This is a genomic window from Rhizobium sp. Root482 (assembly GCF_001426565.1).
Classification (GTDB): domain Bacteria; phylum Pseudomonadota; class Alphaproteobacteria; order Rhizobiales; family Rhizobiaceae; genus Pararhizobium.
Genome location: NZ_LMFA01000017.1, coordinates 510 through 17,588, shown reverse-complemented (window position 1 = coordinate 17,588; position 17,079 = coordinate 510). Strand labels below are relative to the sequence as shown.

Annotated in this window: 14 protein-coding genes and 2 pseudogenes; 12 read left to right on the top strand and 4 right to left on the bottom strand. The window is 60.9% G+C overall.

Going from position 1 to position 17,079, the window contains the following annotated elements; translation table 11 throughout:
- The first annotated feature begins 590 nt into the window (after positions 1 to 590).
- The 4 genes from ASD31_RS12130 to ASD31_RS12115 all read left to right on the top strand — a co-directional run bounded on the left by ASD31_RS12130 (position 591) and on the right by ASD31_RS12115 (position 4,554).
- Complete coding sequence (locus ASD31_RS12130) at positions 591 to 1,688, top strand: TRAP transporter substrate-binding protein (RefSeq protein ID WP_056333623.1); 1,098 nt, start codon at positions 591 to 593, stop codon at positions 1,686 to 1,688.
- 117 nt (positions 1,689 to 1,805) lie between these two features.
- A complete protein-coding gene (locus ASD31_RS12125) occupies positions 1,806 to 2,357 on the top strand; it encodes a TRAP transporter small permease subunit (protein WP_056333620.1) in 552 nt (183 codons plus the stop codon).
- A 2-nt stretch (positions 2,358 to 2,359) separates the two neighbouring features.
- The gene (locus ASD31_RS12120; RefSeq protein ID WP_056333615.1) at positions 2,360 to 3,694 is read left to right on the top strand and encodes a TRAP transporter large permease; all 1,335 of its coding nucleotides are present in this window, start codon (positions 2,360 to 2,362) and stop codon (positions 3,692 to 3,694) included.
- Between the two features lie 113 nt (positions 3,695 to 3,807).
- Positions 3,808 to 4,554 (top strand): SDR family NAD(P)-dependent oxidoreductase, encoded by a 747-nt coding sequence (locus ASD31_RS12115; protein WP_056333612.1) that lies wholly within the window; start codon positions 3,808 to 3,810, stop codon positions 4,552 to 4,554.
- 82 nt (positions 4,555 to 4,636) lie between these two features.
- On the opposite strand, the gene mmsB is transcribed toward ASD31_RS12115, so the two are convergent.
- Complete coding sequence (mmsB, locus tag ASD31_RS12110) at positions 4,637 to 5,560, bottom strand: 3-hydroxyisobutyrate dehydrogenase (RefSeq protein WP_056333609.1); 924 nt, start codon at positions 5,558 to 5,560, stop codon at positions 4,637 to 4,639.
- Positions 5,561 to 5,581: 21 nt separating this feature from the next.
- Positions 5,582 to 7,108 carry an aldehyde dehydrogenase family protein gene (locus ASD31_RS12105; protein ID WP_082520547.1) on the bottom strand — a complete coding sequence of 509 codons (1,527 nt, stop codon included), beginning with the start codon at positions 7,106 to 7,108 and terminating at the stop codon, positions 5,582 to 5,584.
- 82 nt (positions 7,109 to 7,190) lie between these two features.
- On the opposite strand from ASD31_RS12105, the gene ASD31_RS12100 reads away from it, so the two are divergent.
- The 3 genes from ASD31_RS12100 to ASD31_RS12090 all read left to right on the top strand — a co-directional run bounded on the left by ASD31_RS12100 (position 7,191) and on the right by ASD31_RS12090 (position 10,015).
- Positions 7,191 to 8,162, top strand: coding sequence for a 4-hydroxythreonine-4-phosphate dehydrogenase PdxA (locus ASD31_RS12100; protein WP_162251156.1), 972 nt, complete (start codon positions 7,191 to 7,193; stop codon positions 8,160 to 8,162).
- 5 nt (positions 8,163 to 8,167) lie between these two features.
- The gene (locus ASD31_RS12095; RefSeq protein WP_056333601.1) at positions 8,168 to 9,172 is read left to right on the top strand and encodes a LacI family DNA-binding transcriptional regulator; all 1,005 of its coding nucleotides are present in this window, start codon (positions 8,168 to 8,170) and stop codon (positions 9,170 to 9,172) included.
- 87 nt (positions 9,173 to 9,259) lie between these two features.
- A complete protein-coding gene (locus ASD31_RS12090; RefSeq protein WP_056333598.1) occupies positions 9,260 to 10,015 on the top strand; it encodes an SDR family NAD(P)-dependent oxidoreductase in 756 nt (251 codons plus the stop codon).
- Between the two features lie 65 nt (positions 10,016 to 10,080).
- Here the strand turns inward: ASD31_RS12090 and ASD31_RS12085 are convergent, their stop codons facing one another.
- On the bottom strand, positions 10,081 to 11,061 hold the full coding sequence (locus tag ASD31_RS12085) for a substrate-binding domain-containing protein (protein WP_056333596.1): 981 nt from the start codon (positions 11,059 to 11,061) through the stop codon (positions 10,081 to 10,083).
- Positions 11,062 to 11,158: 97 nt separating this feature from the next.
- On the opposite strand from ASD31_RS12085, the gene hisD reads away from it, so the two are divergent.
- The 5 genes and pseudogenes from hisD to ASD31_RS25500 all read left to right on the top strand — a co-directional run.
- Positions 11,159 to 12,469, top strand: a complete 1,311-nt coding sequence (hisD, locus tag ASD31_RS12080) for a histidinol dehydrogenase (RefSeq protein WP_056333626.1) — start codon at positions 11,159 to 11,161, stop codon at positions 12,467 to 12,469.
- A 188-nt stretch (positions 12,470 to 12,657) separates the two neighbouring features.
- Entirely contained in the window at positions 12,658 to 14,232 is a 1,575-nt protein-coding gene (locus ASD31_RS12075; protein WP_056333593.1) for a Re/Si-specific NAD(P)(+) transhydrogenase subunit alpha, read from the top strand.
- 16 nt (positions 14,233 to 14,248) lie between these two features.
- The gene (locus tag ASD31_RS12070) at positions 14,249 to 15,682 is read left to right on the top strand and encodes an NAD(P)(+) transhydrogenase (Re/Si-specific) subunit beta (RefSeq protein ID WP_056333589.1); all 1,434 of its coding nucleotides are present in this window, start codon (positions 14,249 to 14,251) and stop codon (positions 15,680 to 15,682) included.
- Between the two features lie 40 nt (positions 15,683 to 15,722).
- Complete coding sequence (locus tag ASD31_RS12065) at positions 15,723 to 15,881, top strand: hypothetical protein (RefSeq protein WP_156392628.1); 159 nt, start codon at positions 15,723 to 15,725, stop codon at positions 15,879 to 15,881.
- A gap of 102 nt (positions 15,882 to 15,983) precedes the next feature.
- Positions 15,984 to 16,492, top strand: a pseudogene (locus tag ASD31_RS25500) (IS66 family transposase); the annotation flags it as partial.
- 43 nt (positions 16,493 to 16,535) lie between these two features.
- Here the strand turns inward: ASD31_RS25500 and ASD31_RS12055 are convergent.
- A pseudogene (locus tag ASD31_RS12055) lies at positions 16,536 to 16,982 on the bottom strand (IS630 family transposase); the annotation flags it as partial.
- Positions 16,983 to 17,079 lie beyond the last annotated feature (97 nt).

Below are 17,079 nucleotides of genomic sequence, written 5' to 3'. Positions count from 1 at the left end.
ACCGAAGTCTCTCTCCACGGCATCAACACCTCCCGCAAAAAGCGAAAAGTGTTACCGATGTCTCCGGTACAAAACGTCACCTATCTCTCAGGTCGGACATGGTCTGATATATGTCTATCACAGCAAGGCCGTTATAATCCGTTCGACCGCGGTTAATTTAGATCAGAGTGTAGAGTTTTTCATTATGGAACACTCTCACGTCAGAAATAGTCACTCTGGTCTGATCCCCGAAAACTGGAGGGGAATTGGGGTCTCAGGTCAAGTCGGTTAATCCCGCGCCGCATGCTTAAACCGCCGCCGCTCAACGGCCATTCTGGTTCGTGCACTGCAACAATTACCCACAGAGCGCTTGAATTCATAACCTCGGCGCGAGTTCATTCGCTCGCAATCTCAAGCCCTAGCATGTCCAGTCTTCTGGAGGGGGCGTAATTCCACCGCGATCCTGTTTGACACAAATACCCGATCTAAGTATGGTGCGCATACGAATGCATAGAATGATGTGCTCAGAGCGAGGGGCTTTCGTCATCTATACAGGGGTGGCGAATTTTGGTCCGCTGGGAGGCGGACAATTTCACGGGAGGAAACCGAACATGAAACAGAGTTATGGTCTTAAAGGTCTTGTAGTCGCGGTTGCAATGCTGGGCATTTCTCCGGCAGAGGCGCAGGACAGCCGGAAGCTGACGTTCCAGACGTCCTATCCGGCGGGTACGCCGACCTACGAAAGCCTTCAGTACTGGGGCGAGCGCGTGGGCAAGATGTCCGGTGGCCGCCTTGTCATCGAAACGATGCCGGCGGGCGCTCTGGTTCCGGCCTACGAGGTGGTGGACGCGATTGCGCAGGGTGTTCTGGATGGCGGACAGTCCGCTCCGGCCTATTCGGTCGGCAAGAACAGCGCTGCAACCCTTTTCGGTCCGGCACCCGGCGGCCCGTTCGGCATGGACGCGCTGGATTATGTCGGCTGGATTTACGATGGCGGCGGGCTCGAACTCTATCAGGGCTTCTACCGCGAGCAGCTCAAGCTGGACGTCGTGCCGTTCCCGATGACCTATGCGGGCCAGCAGCCGCTGGGCTGGTTCAAGCAGGAAATCAACGGTTGGTCGGATCTGGCTGGCCGCAAATGTCGCCAGACCGGGATGACCGCCGAAGTATTCGCGCCGTCGGGCATGGCTGCGGTCAACATTGCGGGCGGCGAAATCGTGCCGTCGGGCGAGCGCGGCACCATCGATTGCGCCGAATTCGCCGGACCTCACGAGGATTCGGCCATGGGCTTCCAGACCGTCTGGAAGGAGTATTACCTGACGTCGATGCACGAGCCGGCAACTGTTCTCGAGATCATGATCAATGGCGAAGTCTGGGAAAGCCTTACCCCCGACCTTCAGGAAATCATGCGCTCGGCGACCTGGGAAGCGACATTCCGCTACATGGTCAAGCTCAACAAGCTGAATGCCGACGCGCTCGAAAAGCTGAAGGAAGGTGGCATCAACATCCATCGCACGCCGGAGGATATCCTCCTCGAGACGCTGAAGTCGTGGGACGCGATCGCAGAAAAGGAAGCGGCTGCCAATCCCTACTTCAAGACGGTCTATGAATCGCAGCGTACCTATGCGTCCAAGGTGGTCCCCGGCCGCGAGACCGTCGAGGCACCCTACAGCCTCGCTGCCGATTACTACTGGGGTAAATCCGAGTAGGCTCTGGAAAGGACTCAAGCCGTCGTAAGGGTGAGAGGCCAATCTTTGAGACAAGGGAATGCACGGTGCCATGCCGTGCATTCCTGCCCCTTGCCAACCCCAAAATCAGAGCACGTCATGTCCGACAAGCCTTTCGGCCTATCGGTGATCCAAGGCATAGACCGCTTCACCGAAATATTCACAACCAGACTCCTGATCCTGCTCGTCGTTCCGCTCGTTCTGGCGAACGTCGCCGAGGTGATCCTGCGCTACGCTTTCCATGCCCCCACGATCTGGGCGCTCGAGGTTACGACGCAGACCTTCGGCGCTCTCTTCATGCTGGGCTCCGCCTACGCCCTGATGAAGGGTGCGCATATCCGAACAGACATGTTCTGGGACAAGTTCACGCCCCGGACCAAGGGGACGATCGATACGATCGCCTATATATGCCTCTTCGCGCCTGCCATGCTGATACTGCTCTATGTGTCTGGAAAGATGGCGATCTATTCCTATTCGATTGCCGAAAGGTCGAGCAGCGGCATCTGGCGCGTGCCGCTCTGGCCGTTTCGTTTCGTGGTGCCTGTCGCGACCGTGCTGCTGTTGTTGCAGGGCATTTCCGAAGCGTTGAAATCACTGCATGCATGGCGAACGAACTCCCTGCTCGTCGAGCACGAGAAGATGGAGATTTGACCATGGAATACGAGGTCATCCTGGGCTTCCTCATGCTTCTGTCGATGGTGTCGGTCATTTTCGTTGGCTTCCCCATCGCCTTCACCTTGCTGTTTCTTGCGTTCGCCTTCGGCGCCGCCGGTCTCGGGGTAAACCGGACCTTCAGTCTGGCCTATCTGCAGATCTGGGGCACGATGAAGGACGAGATAATGCCGGCGATACCGCTCTTCGTCTTCATGGGTTTCATGACGGAGCGCGCCGGATTGATGGAGCGCCTGTTCCAGGGGTTCCGCGATCTGCTCGCGTCGATGAAGGGATCGCTCTATTTGGCGGTTCTGTTGACAGCGACGGTTTTCTCCATGGCGACCGGCATCGTGGGCGCCTCCGTCGTGGTTCTCGGCATCATGGCCGGCCCGATGATGGCGCGCGCCGGGTATAGTCAGTCGCTTTCCGCCGGCGCCATTGCGGCGGGTGGCACGCTCGGCATCCTGTTGCCGCCATCCATCATGTTGATCGTGATGGGACCGACGCTCGGAGTGCCAGTCAACCTGTTGTATTCGGCCGCCATCGGTCCGGGAATGATGCTCGCTGCCGTCTACATCGCGTATACGATGATCCGCAGCTACATGAGCCCAAATGTGGGACCGGCCGTTCCTCTCGATGAGCGCGTGCCTCTCCGTCAGGCTCTCATCGAAGTGGTCCGCGGAGTGCTGCCGCTTGCTGCCCTGATCGGCTTCACGCTCGGCACCATCCTCAGCGGGCTGGCAACCACGACGGAAGCAGCGTCCTGCGGGGCCTTGGGCGCGGTTCTACTTGCCGTGCTCTATCGGCAGGCCTCGTTCGCCAGACTGCGCGAGGCGGCAATTGCGACGATCACTACGTCGGCGATGGTGCTGCTTCTTGCGGTGGCGTCGAATGTGTTCGGAGCCATCTTCACCTCGCTAGGAACCGCCGGTGTCGTCACCGAGTTCCTCGCTGCCCTCGACATGCCGAACATGGCGAAACTGTTGATGATCCTGGCGCTGATCTTCGTGCTTGGGTGGCCTTTCGAATGGCCGGCGATCATTCTCGTCTTCCTGCCGATTTTTCTCCCGGTAATCGAGGCGCTCGATTTCGGCATGGATCGCATGGACACGATGCTCTGGATCGGTGCGTTGATCGCCGTCAATCTGCAAACGGCGTTTCTCAGCCCGCCCGTGGCTATGTCGGCCTACTATCTGCGTAGCGTGATGCCCTCCTGGCCTCTCACCACGATTTATCGCGGCATGGGCGAGTTCATGGTCCTCCAGGTTCTGGGCATGATTCTGCTGCTGCTGGTGCCAGCCATCGCGCTTTGGCTACCGCATGCCTTGCGCTAGGGGACGATATCGGGGCGGGAGCAACATCGCCCCGAATTTTCATAAAAACAGATAGATAAGGCATTTTTGCTCTGGACATGAGGAGCGAGGTGCCCTGCATCGAAGGAGGAAACATGCTCGATCATCAGGTTGCCGTCGTGACTGGAGGAGGGGGCGCGCGCGGTATCGGAGGAGCTTCGGCAAGACGTCTTGCAGAAGCCGGATGCTGGGTCGCAATACTCGACATCAACGCGGAGGCGGCCACCACAGCGGCGGCCGCGCTGGGCGAGGGCCATATCGGCATTGCCTGCGACGTTAGCGATCCCGAGGCATGCCGGAGCGCCATCGCGGTCGTGACGGCTCAACTCGGCGTTCCGGACATACTCGTCAATAATGCGGGCGTAAGCCAGCCCGACCGGCTGCTGGAGATCACGCAGGAACGGTTCGACCTGGTGGTGAATGTCAGCCTGCGCGGCACGCTGAACATGGTGCAGGCCGTGGCGCCCGGCATGATCGAGCGCGGTTCGGGAACGGTGGTGAACATCGGTTCGATGGCGGCGCAGATCGGCGGCGGCATTTTCGGCGGGCCGCATTACGCCGCAGCCAAGGGCGGCGTGCACAGTATCACGAAATCGATGGCGCGCGAACTGGCGCCCCACGGGATCCGGGTCAACGCGATCTCTCCCGGACCGGTCGATACCGATATTTTCGGCGACCGGATGACGGAAGACCGGCGCCGGGAGATCATCGCCGGCATCCCGCTCGGGCGAATGGCGGTGGCGGATGATGTGGCCAAGGCCTGCTATTTTCTGTCGAGCGAGCTTTCCAGCTATATCACCGGCGTCATCCTCGACGTGAATGGCGGACGGTTCATGCACTGACCCGCCTTCGCGCAGATCAAGGCCCAAATGAAGAGACCCGCCAGAAGCGGGTCTCTTTGCATTTCAGGTCCTGCCAGGGTGGTCAGGCGTTGTCGGCCTGCTGTTCTGCGAAATAGCGTTCCAGATCGAGCGTCAGTTTCATGATGCTGGAATAGTCTTCGGCTGAATGGCCATTCTGGCAATGGATCGCGAAAAGCTCGCAGGCGAGATTCCCCAGCGACGCCAGCGTTTTGGAACTATTGGCGAGTTCCTTTGCAAGGCGCATGTCCTTCAGCTGGAAATCGGAACGGAAGCCGCCCTCGAAGTTCCGGGCGGAGGGAACGGCGTCCATGAGGCCGGGGAAAGGGTGGTATTTCTCGAGCGCGTAATTGGTGCCCGAGGAGTTTTTCATCACGTTGGTCAGTGCCAGCGGATCGAGGCCGTTTGCCACGCCGAGCGCCAGCGCCTCGACAGTCCCGATCATGCAGATTCCGGACAGCATGTTGTTGCACAGTTTTGCGGTGTGTCCCGTGCCCACGGCACCCATGTGATAGATCTGCGCGCCCATCGCCTCGAGCAACGGCCTGGCCTGCGCGACGTCGGCCTCCTCTCCACCCACCATGAAGGTCAGTGTTCCGGCATGGGCACGTGGCGTGCCGCCCGATACCGGCGCGTCGATCATGCGCCGACCTGCGGCCTTCGCGACGGCTGCGACCTCGCGGGTGATCGTCGAGGAGATCGTGCTGCTCTCGATGAAAAGCGCGCCCTCCTTCGAGCGCTCGATGATGCCGCCCGGTTCCATATAGGCGCCGCGCACGTCGTTGCCTGTCGGCAGCATCGTGATGATGATGTCCGCATCGGCGATCGCGGCGTCACGGGACTGCGCGGGAACCACGCCATTTTTCTCCGCTGCCTCAATGGCTTGCGGGAACAGGTCGTAGCCGGTCACCACAAAGCCGTTTTCGACCAAGTTGCGCGACATGGGTTGCCCCATGTTGCCAAGGCCCAGAAAAGCGATCTTCGTCATGTGTATGTTTCTCCTCGTATTTCAGTTTTTCGATGTGTTGACGATGACCGTCTTCGACCAGGTGAAGTGCTGGATCATGCTGGCAAGCGAAAGTTCACGGCCCATGCCGCTCATCTTGGTGCCGCCATATTCGATATTGGCTTCTGCGACTGCGAACTGGTTGACCTGTATGAAGCCGGCTTCGATGCGGGCTATGAAGTCGAATGCGGCGGGCAGGTTCTCCGTGAAGATCGTGGCCGCCAGGCCGTATTGGGAGTCGTTGGCCTCGGCGATTACTGCGTCGAAATCGGTCCACCGCGCGACGGTTGCGACGGGGCCGAAAATCTCGTCACGGCAGACGGGCGAGTTCGCGGGCACTCCTTCGATCAGCGTGGTTGTGAAGAAGTAGCCGCGATCCAGTCCTTCCGGCCGGGTGCCGCCGCAAAGAATCCGCGCGCCTGGTGTTTCGCGTGCCATCTCGATATAGCTGTTGACCCGCTCGAACTGCTTTCGGGAGATGATGCTGCCGACTTGGGTTTCCTCGTCGAGCGGATCGCCGATGCGGAAGTCGGGGATCAACTCGAGGACCCGCCCGATAACGGCGTCGAACAACGAATCGTGGATGTAGATCCGCGTGCCGGCCGAGCAAGACTGGCCCTGCCGTTGCAGCCGGAGCCCCTGAAGAATGCCGCGCGCTGCCTTGTCGATATTGGCATCCGCCATGACGATGCAGGGGTTCTTTCCACCTAGTTCGGCGGTGACCGGAACGATCTTGTCGGCGGCATAGTGCAGGATGCGGCTGCCGACAGCACTTGAGCCCGTAAAGGTAATCTTGCGCACCAGCGGATGCTCGCATATCAGGCGTCCCGCTTCCTCGCCGGTCCCCGTGACGAGATTGGCCACGCCGGGCGGCAGCACGTCCTGCAGAAGTTCGAAGATGCGTGTCACTGCCAGCGGTGCGAGTTCCGCCGATTTCAGCAGGATAGAATTGCCGGCGGCAAGCGCCGGGGCAACCTTGTTCGTCGTCTGCATCAACGGCGCGTTCCAGGGGATGATCGCCCCCACGATGCCAAGCGGTTCGCGGCGGGTGAACATCATGCGATCGGCTTCGGTCACCTGCGACGTGCCGAGAATCTCGGCGACGAGCCCGCCATAGTACCGCAGGATATCGACCATCGTGCGGGCTTCGCCACGGCATTGGGTGGCGAGCGCGTTTCCGGTCTCGAAGGCGGCAAGGCGGGCAATTTCCTCGATATGTCCTTCCAGATGGTCGGCCGCGCGCAGCATGAAGCGCCCGCGCTCGCGCACGGGCAGGCGGGACCATGTAAGGAAGCCTTCCTGCGCGGATGAAGCGGCAGCTTCGACATCTTCGCGCCCGCAGGCCGCGATTGTGCCGATGGTCTCTTCCGTCGCCGGATTTTCCACGTCGATCTGCTCGCGAGCGCGTGCATCCCGCAAACGCCCGCCATAGACTACCTTGTTCGAGAGTCTGCGTGCCGCTTCGGCCTGGCTTGTTATCCGGGTTTGCAATTCGTCGGACACCGGCTTCGGTATTGGGCTCGCTATCATGTCATTCCTCCGAGACTTTCACTTGAGCATACGTATGCATACGTGCTACTGCATCACCATTGCGTTGTCAAAGGGGGAGAAAATGAGAGAAATGGTGATCGGCGTCGTTGCTGGCGATCCGTCCGGCGTTGGACCGGAAGTCACGGCAAAATTGCTGGCACGGCGAAGAGACGCCGCCGCACGCATCCGTGTCTTTGCGAGCGAAGAGGCCTTCCACTCCGGACTGGCTGTGGCCGGGCTGGGCGCGCTTTCCGATTCGACCGATTTTCAGCTTGTCCCTACGCAGGACGTGGCAGGCTACGTGCCCGGAAAGGCATCCGCCGAAGGCGGCGCGACGACGCTTGCCGCTCTGGAGGCCGCCGCTGCGGCGGTTCGCGATGGTACGGTGGATGCCATCGTCTATGCGCCGCTCAACAAGCAGGCACTCTGGCTGGCAGGGCATACGGATATCGACGAGTTGCATTTTTTCCGCTCGCGTCTCGGCGTGTCGGGTTTCTGCTGTGAGCTGAACAGTCAGGGCAAGCTCTGGACCGCGCGGGTCACGTCGCACATTCCGCTTCGCGAGGTGGCCGACGCCATCACGGTCGAATCCGTGCTCGCGGCTGCGCGCCTTGGCGCTGAAGCCGTGCGCAAGGTGAAGGGTGCGGAACCGCGCATCGCGATTGCAGGCCTGAACCCGCACCTCGGGGAAGGCGGCGCGATGGGGCGTGAGGAGATCGACGTTCTCCTGCCGGCGATCGATGTTCTGCGCGCAGAGGGATTTGACGTGGTCGGGCTTTATCCTGCCGACACGATTTTCCTGCAGGTGGAGGAGAAGACCATCGATATGGTCGTGACGATGTTCCACGATCAGGGCCAGATCGCCTTGAAGGCCATGGGATTCGGACAAACCGCGACCGTCATGGGCGGCATGCCGATACCGATCGTCACTGCTTCGCAGGGGACTGCCTATGATATTGCGGGCAGGAACCTTGCAGACCCTTCGGGCCTGCTTGCAGCCTTCGATCTCGCAGTCCATCTTGGTCGGACGAACCGGCATGGAGAGGAACTGTAGCGCAGATGACCGAGAGGCAGAACAAGCGGGTAACGTCCGTGGATATCGCCAAGGCGGCCGGGGTCTCTCAATCGACGGTTTCCCGCGCGCTTGCCAATGACCAACGGATTTCCGAGACGACGCGGCGGGAGATCAAGAAGCTCGCTGCCCGCCTCGGATACACACCGAACGAAATGGCAAGAAGCCTGCAGACGCAGAAATCCACCATGATCGGCGTGATCATGGCGGATCTCCAGAACCCTTACTATCCTGCCGTTCTTGAGAAGCTGACGCAGAAGATCCATGCCATGGGGCGACAGCTTCTGCTACTTTCCGTGCCGGATGGCGTGTCGGTCGACGAGATGCTGCCGTCCATGCTAAGCTACCAGGTCGAAGGCATCATCATTACGTCGGCGGTGCTTTCGTCGCGCATGCACGATCACCTGCGAGATCTCAATACGCCGGTGGTTCTCTACAATCGTTCAGTCGAGAGCTTCTTCATCAATTCGGTCTGTTGCGAGAATGTTGTCGCCTCGCGCAAGGTGGCGGATCTGCTGGTGCGCGGCGGGAACAGTCGGGTCGCGTTTATCGGCGGTCACGTCGATACCTCGACCCACCGCGAACGGCGTATCGGGTTGCAGGAAGGCCTGCGTCAGCACGGGCTCGATATCGTCTCGGAGGACGTCGGCGGCAACAGCTACGACGGCGGGTACCGCGCCGCCCTGAACCTGTTGTCCCAGACGCCCAGGCCGGATGCGATCTTCTGTATTGCCGATGTCATGGCGCTTGGGGCGCTCGATGCGGCACGGTCGGGGCTCGGGTTATCGGTGCCGGGAGACGTCTCGATCGTGGGATTTGACGATATCCCGGCTGCGGCGTGGCCGGCATACGACCTGACCACGGTCCGGCAACCGTCCGAATCCATGGTGGGCAAGGCGCTGTCCCTGCTTCTCGAGCCAAAAGGCTCGCCCCCCGCCGCCGTGCGGGTGCCTGGAGAACTCATCATCAGGGGCTCGGCCCGGCTGGGGTGAGTCCTGTTCTTGAAAACATCCGAGGGATTGCGGGCCGCCATGTGGTCGGCTCGATCCATTTTTTTGTGAAACGGGAGGGGATTGGGAATGTCCATTCCAAGCTTTAGACTTGACGGGAAGCGCGCACTCATCACGGGGGCGGGCAGGGGAATAGGTGCCGCCGCCGCGGAAGCGCTTGCAGCGTTCGGTGCACAGGTGACGCTCGTGTCACGCACGGGCTCCGACATCGAGGAGCTGACAGCTAGGATAAATGCCTCTGGTGGCAAGGCCTCATGGAAGGTTGGGGATGTCACCGACAGTAGGGCAATGGCCGCACTCGTCGAGGACGGCGAAGCGCACGACGTACTGGTCAACAATGCGGGAATGAACCGCACGGACACGTTCGTGGACGTCAAGGAAGAGGATTTCGATGCCATTTATGCGCTGAACGTGCGCGCCTGCTTCTTCGCGGCGCAGGCTTTTGCCCGGCGGCTGGTGCGCGAGGCCCGTCCGGGAAGCATCGTCAACATGTCCTCGCAGATGGGCCATGTCGGTGCTGCGACGCGTTCCGTCTACTGCGGCACGAAATGGGCAATCGAGGGGATGACCAAGGCCATCGCCGTGGATCTCGCCCCCGCCGGTATCCGGGTCAACACGATCTGCCCGACCTTCGTCGAAACCCCCATGGCCAACAGTTTCCTGAAGTCTGACGGGTTCAAGGCGGAGGTGCTTTCGAAGATCAAGCTGGGCAGGATCGGCACCGTCGGCGATATCACGGGCGCGGTGGTCTTCCTCGCATCGGATGCCTCGGCGTTGATGACGGGCTCTTCCATCATCGTGGATGGTGGCTGGACTGCGGATTGAGCGCCATTTTCTGAATTTTTACGAGGCTCGCCCGCGCGGCTCGATCATGTCCGGCGGGCGCGTTTCTATGCGCTTGACCGGATGATGAGCTTTCCGGGCAAGATGCGAACGGAGCTCTCGTTCGAACCCGTCGAGGATGCTTCGGAGACGAGATTGAGAGCCTCCTGGACCATCCGCTCCACCGGCTGGCGGATGGTCGTCAACCGATAGGACGTCCAGGCGGCCATGGGAATGTCGTCGAACCCAACGACCGCAAGGTCGTCGGGGATGCGCAAGCCTCGATCCTTCGCCGCGTCGATGGCGGCGAGCCCCATGATATCGTTGCAGCAGAACAGCGCGTCCGGTCGATCCGGGCGTGAAAGAAGTTCCGAAGCTGCGGCATATGCGATGCGGTAGCTGAAATGCCCGGCAATCTCCGTATGAATGGAGCGTCCCGCCTCGTTCAGTCTTGCGCGGAAGCCGCGAGCCCGTTCGACATGGGTCGATGTGTTCGGCGTGCCGCCGATGAAACCTATGCGCTGGCGGTCTCGTGCCAGCAGCAGGCTTGCCGCGTCCATCCCGCCGGCGAAATTATCGCAGGCGACGGAGTTGATTCGGATGTCGCGCTGAATCCTGTTCAGGAGAACGACCGGAATGCGGTGCTGGCGACAGGCCTGCGCCATGTTGGAGGTCAGGGAAACCGACGTGACGATGACGGCGCTCGGCCGGGCGGCCAGTATCTTGGGAATGACCGTATCGACATTCGTGTCGGTCGGCAGCGCGTAGACGAGCAATTGCCGGCCGCTTTCCTGCAGCCGTTTCGCCAGTGTGTCGAGCACCAGCGGATAGAACGGGTTGTGAAGGTCGCCCGCGACCAGCGTTACCGTGTCGGCGGCGATGGCCCGTGCCGTCCGGCGAGCCGGGCTGATGTAGCCGATGGCTTCCGCGGCGGCGAATATCCGCTTCCTTTTTTCACTGTCGAGAGGCGCGCCCGGCGTGAAGGCGCGCGATACGGCGGAGATCGATACGCCCGCGGCATGGGCGACCTGTTTGGCGGTTGGCTTCATTGCACTCTATCTTGTGAAATTTTTTCACTACGAGACTGAAAACTTGCAATAGCTACTTTGCATCATATCCTTCGCGATGAAAAGGGAGATGCGATCCATGGCCATTACATACATCAAGCGCGGAAAGCCCGAGGGGGAACGCTCGGAGGACGACCTGAAGGTGCGCACCACCGTCGAGGATATCCTGAAGGACATCGAAAGCCGTGGCGACAGCGCCGTGCGCGAACTTTCGGAAAAGTTCGACAGATACGCGCCGCCGTCCTTCAGGCTGTCGCCGGGCGAGATCGAGGCGTTGATGAACAAGGTCTCGGCGCGGGACATGGACGACATCAGGTTCGCGCAGGCGCAGGTTCGCAACTTTGCCCAGGCGCAGCGCAACTCCATGACGGATATCGAGATCGAGACCCTGCCGGGTGTTATCCTCGGCCACAAGAACATTCCGGTTCAATCGGTCGGCTGCTACGTGCCGGCCGGCAAGTTCCCGATGGTCGCATCGGCGCATATGTCGGTCGCGACGGCTTCTGTGGCGGGCGTTCCGCGCATCGCAGCCGCAACGCCACCCTTCAAGAGGGAGCCGAACCCGGCGGTGATCGCCGCCATGCATCTCGGCGGTGCCCATGAAATCTATGTACTGGGCGGTATCCAGGCCATCGGCGCCATGGCGATCGGCACGGAAACGATCGAGCCGGTGCACATGCTCGTGGGGCCGGGCAACGCCTTTGTCGCGGAAGCCAAAAGGCAGCTTTATGGTCGCGTGGGTATCGATCTCTTCGCCGGTCCGACCGAGACGATGGTGATCGCCGATGACACGGTGGATGCGGAACTCTGCGCGACGGACCTGCTTGGCCAGGCGGAGCACGGCTACAATTCGCCTGCGGTCCTCCTGACCAATTCGATGAAGCTTGCCACGCAAACCCTTGAAGAGATCGACAGGTTGCTCGGCATCCTGCCGACGGCGGACACGGCGGGCAGGAGCTGGGCCGATTACGGCGAGGTGATCGTCTGCGATACCTATGAGGAAATGCTGGACGTCGCCAACGATATTGCCTCCGAGCACGTTCAGGTCATGACGGATCGCGACGACTGGTTCCTCGAGCACATGCATTCCTATGGCGCGCTGTTTCTTGGCCCCCGCACCAATGTCGCCAATGGCGACAAGGTGATCGGAACCAACCATACGCTGCCGACGAAAAAGGCAGGCCGCTACACCGGCGGCCTGTGGGTCGGCAAATTCCTCAAGACCCATTCCTACCAGAAGGTCGTCACCGACGAGGCGGCTGTGCGCATCGGGGAATATTGCTCCCGTCTTTGCATTCTGGAGGGTTTCATCGGCCATGCGGAGCAGGCGAATGTTCGTGTACGGCGCTACGGCGGCAGGAATATCGCCTACGGTGCCGCCGCCGAATGACGGACTAAACGGGTAACGCCGGGGGAGCGCGACACCGTGCAACGCCCTGCCGGTCGGGTGGATGGCAGTGTCGTGGCTGATGTTTGGCTCGGAAGCGGCGCTGCCTCCGCCATGGTTTTGGCGGGGGCGACGTTGGTTTTCTTAAACACCCGTCGATTGAACTCGCACTCTCTGAAATGGAAAAAACAATGTTTATTGGATCGCCGGCCGAGCGCTGGCAGGGGGAGCAGCGCGTTGCGCTGACACCCGACAGTGCCGCCCATCTGCAGAAACTCGGATACGGCTGCATCATCGAGGCCGGCGCCGGTCAGCGGGCGGGGTTTTCCGACGATGCGTATCGTGCCGCAGGTGTTACCGTCGTCGATACGGCGGCCGCGCTTTTCGAACGATGCGACGTCGTCACGAAGGTTCGTCCGCCAGAGCCTGCGGAAATCGAACGGCTGTCGGCCGACAAGACGCTGATCTCGTTCTTTTACCCCGCGCAGAACGGTGCACTGCTGGAGCAGGCACGGGCGACGGGCGCCAACGTCATTGCCATGGACATGGTGCCGCGCATCTCGCGGGCCCAGAAGATGGATGCCCTGTCCTCGATGGCCAACATCGCGGGCTATCGCGCCGTCATCGAGGCCGGCAACAATTTCGGGCGTTTCTTCACCGGCCAGATCACCGCGGCCGGTAAGGTGCCGCCGGCGAGAGTGCTGGTGATCGGCGCCGGCGTGGCCGGACTTGCCGCCACCGGCGTTGCCGTCTCTCTCGGTGCGAAGACCTACGCGTTCGACGTGCGGCCGGAAGTGGCCGAGCAGATCGAAAGCATGGGCGCGGAGTTCGTCTATCTCGATTTTGATGGCGGAGTGCAGGACGGGGCCGCGACCGGCGGCTACGCCGCGCCATCCTCTCCGGAATTCCGCGAGACGCAACTGGAGAAGTTTCACGAGCTGGCACCCGGGATCGATATCGTCATCACCACGGCGCTGATTTCCGGCCGCGACGCGCCGAAGTTGTGGCTGGCCGATATGGTCGCGGCAATGAAGCCGGGCTCGGTGGTGATCGATCTTGCCGCCGAGCGCGGCGGCAATTGCGATCTGACGGTTCCCGAGCAGCGCATCGTCTCCGACAACGGCGTCATCATCATCGGCTACACCGATTTTCCAAGCCGCATGGCGGCGCAGGCTTCAACGCTCTACGCCACCAACATCCGCCATATGCTGGCCGACCTGACGCCGGGCAAGGATGGAGCCATCGTCCACAACATGGAGGACGATGTCATTCGCGGTGCGACGGTGGCCTTCGATGGGGCGGTCACCTGGCCGCCGCCACCGCCGAAAATCGCGGCGATCGCAGCGCAGATGCGGCAGGAGAAGGCAAAGGATCCGACGCCGGAGGAACGGCGGGCACGAGACGCCGCCGCTTTCCGGGGGCAGACCCGCAACCAGATCGGTCTTCTGGCCGTCGGTACTGCACTTCTGCTGATCGTCGGTGCCGTCGCTCCTCCTGCCTTCATGAGCCACTTCATCGTCTTCGTGCTTGCCTGCTTCGTTGGCTTCCAGGTGATCTGGAACGTATCGCATTCCCTGCACACACCGTTGATGGCCGTCACCAACGCGGTTTCCGGCATCGTCATTCTCGGTGCCTTGCTGCAGATCGGCTCGGGCAACTGGCTGGTGGTCACCCTTGCAGCCGTGTCCGTTCTCATCACCACGGTCAACATCGTCGGCGGCTTCCTCGTCACCCGGCGCATGCTCGCCATGTTCCAGAAGTCGTGATCGCAGGGGAAACACCATGACTATCGGTCTTATTTCAGCCGCCTGTATCGCGGCAGGCATCCTTTTCATCCTGTCGCTCGGCGGCTTGTCCGGCCAGGAATGCGCCAAGCGTGCGGTCTGGTACGGCATCGCCGGCATGGCGCTCGCCGTTGCCGCCACCGTCTTCGGGCCGGATACGGGCAACAGGTTCATCGTGCTGGCGATGATCGCCGGCGGCGCCGTGCTTGGCCATCTGATCGCCGCCCGCGTACAGATGACGGAGATGCCGCAACTCGTCGCGGCCCTGCATTCCTTCGTCGGCCTCGCTGCCGTCTTCATCGGGTTCAATGCGCATATCGAGGCGGTGTATGTCGCTGGCCTCAATGAGGCGGAGCGGACGGCACTCTCGGGCTTTGCGGCAATCCTTGCCCATAAGGCACCGGTGGAACTGGTGATCCTGAAGGTCGAGGTGTTTCTCGGTATCTTCATCGGTGCGGCCACCTTCACGGGCTCGATCGTCGCCTTCGGCAAGCTGGCCGGCAAGGTCGACGGCAAGGCCAGGAAACTGCCGGGCGGTCATGTCCTCAATGCCGGAGCCTTGCTCCTCTCGCTGCTCCTGCTCGCGCTCTACATCAATGGAGCCGGTGCATGGCCACTCATCCTGATGACGTGCGCCGCCTTCTTCATCGGGTACCACCTCATCATGGGCATCGGTGGTGCCGATATGCCGGTGGTGGTGTCGATGTTGAACAGTTATTCCGGCTGGGCAGCCGCCGCCATCGGCTTCACCTTCGGCAATGACCTTCTGATCGTCACCGGCGCGCTGGTCGGTTCATCGGGGGCGATTCTCTCCTACATCATGTGCAAGGCGATGAACCGCTCCTTCGTCTCAGTGATCCTCGGCGGTTTCGGTGCGACGACCGGCCCTGCGATGGAGATCATCGGCGAGCAGATCGCCATCGATGCCGATGGCGTGGCCGCCGCCCTCAACGATGCTGACAGTGTCGTCATTGTTCCGGGCTACGGCATGGCAGTGGCGCAGGCGCAGCAGTCCGTCTCCGAACTGACGCGCAAACTCAGGGCTGCCGGCAAGACAGTTCGATTCGCCATCCACCCCGTCGCCGGCCGCCTGCCGGGCCATATGAACGTGCTACTCGCTGAAGCGAAGGTACCCTATGACATCGTTCTGGAAATGGACGAGATTAACGAAGACTTCCACGAGACCGACGTAGTCATAGTCATCGGCTCGAACGACATCGTCAACCCGGCGGCGCAGGATGATCCGAATTCGCCCATCGCCGGCATGCCGGTGCTGGAAGTGTGGAAGGCAAAGCAGGTGTTCGTTTCCAAGCGTGGTCAGGGCACCGGCTACTCCGGCATTGAGAATCCCCTCTTCTACAAGGACAACACCCGCATGTTCTACGGCGACGCCAAGGAGTCTGTTGGCAGGTTGTTGTCGCGGGTCGCTTAGCATGCGGCGCGTTAACACGACCAGGAAGCAGGAAACTGCGATGCTGATTGAAGAGAAGGCAGCGCAGCGATCGGTAATTAATACCGTTTCGCCTGCGATAGTTGCGGTTGGGGATTATGTTCTTGACGCAGGCCAGCGCGATCGTGCATCGCCTACCTTTACGGCATTCAGCGCGAACCGGCGCAAGCAGTGTGGCTGACCGCGCTCACAGGCCGGACATATGACTGCACCGTCCGACGGCGACTCACGCGGAAAACCTTGCTATCCGGACCGTTCCACAAATGAGTCGTAAGCGCCCGGTGCCGCAGCCCTCAAGCCAATCCAGTCGTTGATCGAGGCCCGTGTCCTGGCGGCCGAGCGAATGCATGGCGACGACATGACCGTGCCGATCCTGGCGAAGGGAAAGACCGATACAGGCATATCTGGACCTATGTCCGGGATGACCGGCCGTTTGGCTGGCCATCACCGTCTGCGGCTTTGTTCTACTCATCGCGAGACAGGCGACGAGAGCATCCCGAACGCCACCTGAAAACCTTTCTCGGGCATTCTGCAGGCGGATGTCTATGGCACTACAATCCTCTGTTCAAGATGGATCGCGATCCCGCGCCTCTGCGCCAAGCACTCTGCTGGACACATTCACGCCGCAAGTTCTTCGTACTGGCCGACATCACTGCGAAAGCCAAGCGTGGCAGCAAAGCTGCGCCGATCTCGCCAATGGCATTGGAGGCCGTCAAACGGATCGATGCCCTGTTCGATATTGAACCGGAGATCAACGGTCTTGCCACCGATCAACGCCTGGAGCGCCGCCGCTGAGACAGTTAGCCACTCGCCGATGAGTTTCATAACTGCAAAGCTAGTGGTTTGATTCCAACACTTGGTGCCCACGTCGGACGGCTGCGATGATGTCGTCAGGGTCTGCTTTCCAGACGAACGGCTTTGGCTCTTCATTATGCTCTTTGATAAAGCGGTTGATGGCTGCCTGAAGATCAACGACCGAATGAAAGACACTGTTCTTCAGCCGACGGCGGGTGAGTTTTGCGAAGAAACCCTCGACGGCGTTCAGCCAGGAACATAATGTCGGAACGAAATGGAAGGTCCAGCGCGGGTGCCGCGCCAACCAGGCCCGGACTTTGGGCTGTTTGTGTGTGGCGTAGTTGTCCAGGATGACGTGAACCGCCTTATCCTTGGGCAACTGAGCTTCAATCGTGTTGAGGAAGCGGATGAACTCCTGATGCCGGTGACGCTGCATGTTGCGGCCGATGACGGAGCCGTCGAGAACATTCAGAGCAGCGAAAAGTGAACCGCCCCGAGTTTACCGGAGACCGTTTGGTTTAAGTTATGCGGCCAAGGCTGGTGCGTCCAGCGCTGCGTAATATCGTTCTTCGGCTTCGGCCGGA

Coding starts and splice junctions, on each gene's coding strand:
- ASD31_RS12100 (WP_162251156.1), top strand. CDS start 7,191: ATGAGAGAAATGGTGATCGGCGTCGTTGCTGGCGATCCGTCCGGCGTT.
- ASD31_RS12120 (WP_056333615.1), top strand. CDS start 2,360: ATGGAATACGAGGTCATCCTGGGCTTCCTCATGCTTCTGTCGATGGTG.
- ASD31_RS12105 (WP_082520547.1), bottom strand. CDS start 7,108: ATGATAGCGAGCCCAATACCGAAGCCGGTGTCCGACGAATTGCAAACC.
- ASD31_RS12095 (WP_056333601.1), top strand. CDS start 8,168: ATGACCGAGAGGCAGAACAAGCGGGTAACGTCCGTGGATATCGCCAAG.
- mmsB (WP_056333609.1), bottom strand. CDS start 5,560: ATGACGAAGATCGCTTTTCTGGGCCTTGGCAACATGGGGCAACCCATG.
- ASD31_RS12070 (WP_056333589.1), top strand. CDS start 14,249: ATGACTATCGGTCTTATTTCAGCCGCCTGTATCGCGGCAGGCATCCTT.
- ASD31_RS12115 (WP_056333612.1), top strand. CDS start 3,808: ATGCTCGATCATCAGGTTGCCGTCGTGACTGGAGGAGGGGGCGCGCGC.
- ASD31_RS12125 (WP_056333620.1), top strand. CDS start 1,806: ATGTCCGACAAGCCTTTCGGCCTATCGGTGATCCAAGGCATAGACCGC.
- ASD31_RS12075 (WP_056333593.1), top strand. CDS start 12,658: ATGTTTATTGGATCGCCGGCCGAGCGCTGGCAGGGGGAGCAGCGCGTT.
- ASD31_RS12085 (WP_056333596.1), bottom strand. CDS start 11,061: ATGAAGCCAACCGCCAAACAGGTCGCCCATGCCGCGGGCGTATCGATC.
- ASD31_RS12090 (WP_056333598.1), top strand. CDS start 9,260: ATGTCCATTCCAAGCTTTAGACTTGACGGGAAGCGCGCACTCATCACG.
- ASD31_RS12065 (WP_156392628.1), top strand. CDS start 15,723: ATGCTGATTGAAGAGAAGGCAGCGCAGCGATCGGTAATTAATACCGTT.
- ASD31_RS12130 (WP_056333623.1), top strand. CDS start 591: ATGAAACAGAGTTATGGTCTTAAAGGTCTTGTAGTCGCGGTTGCAATG.
- hisD (WP_056333626.1), top strand. CDS start 11,159: ATGGCCATTACATACATCAAGCGCGGAAAGCCCGAGGGGGAACGCTCG.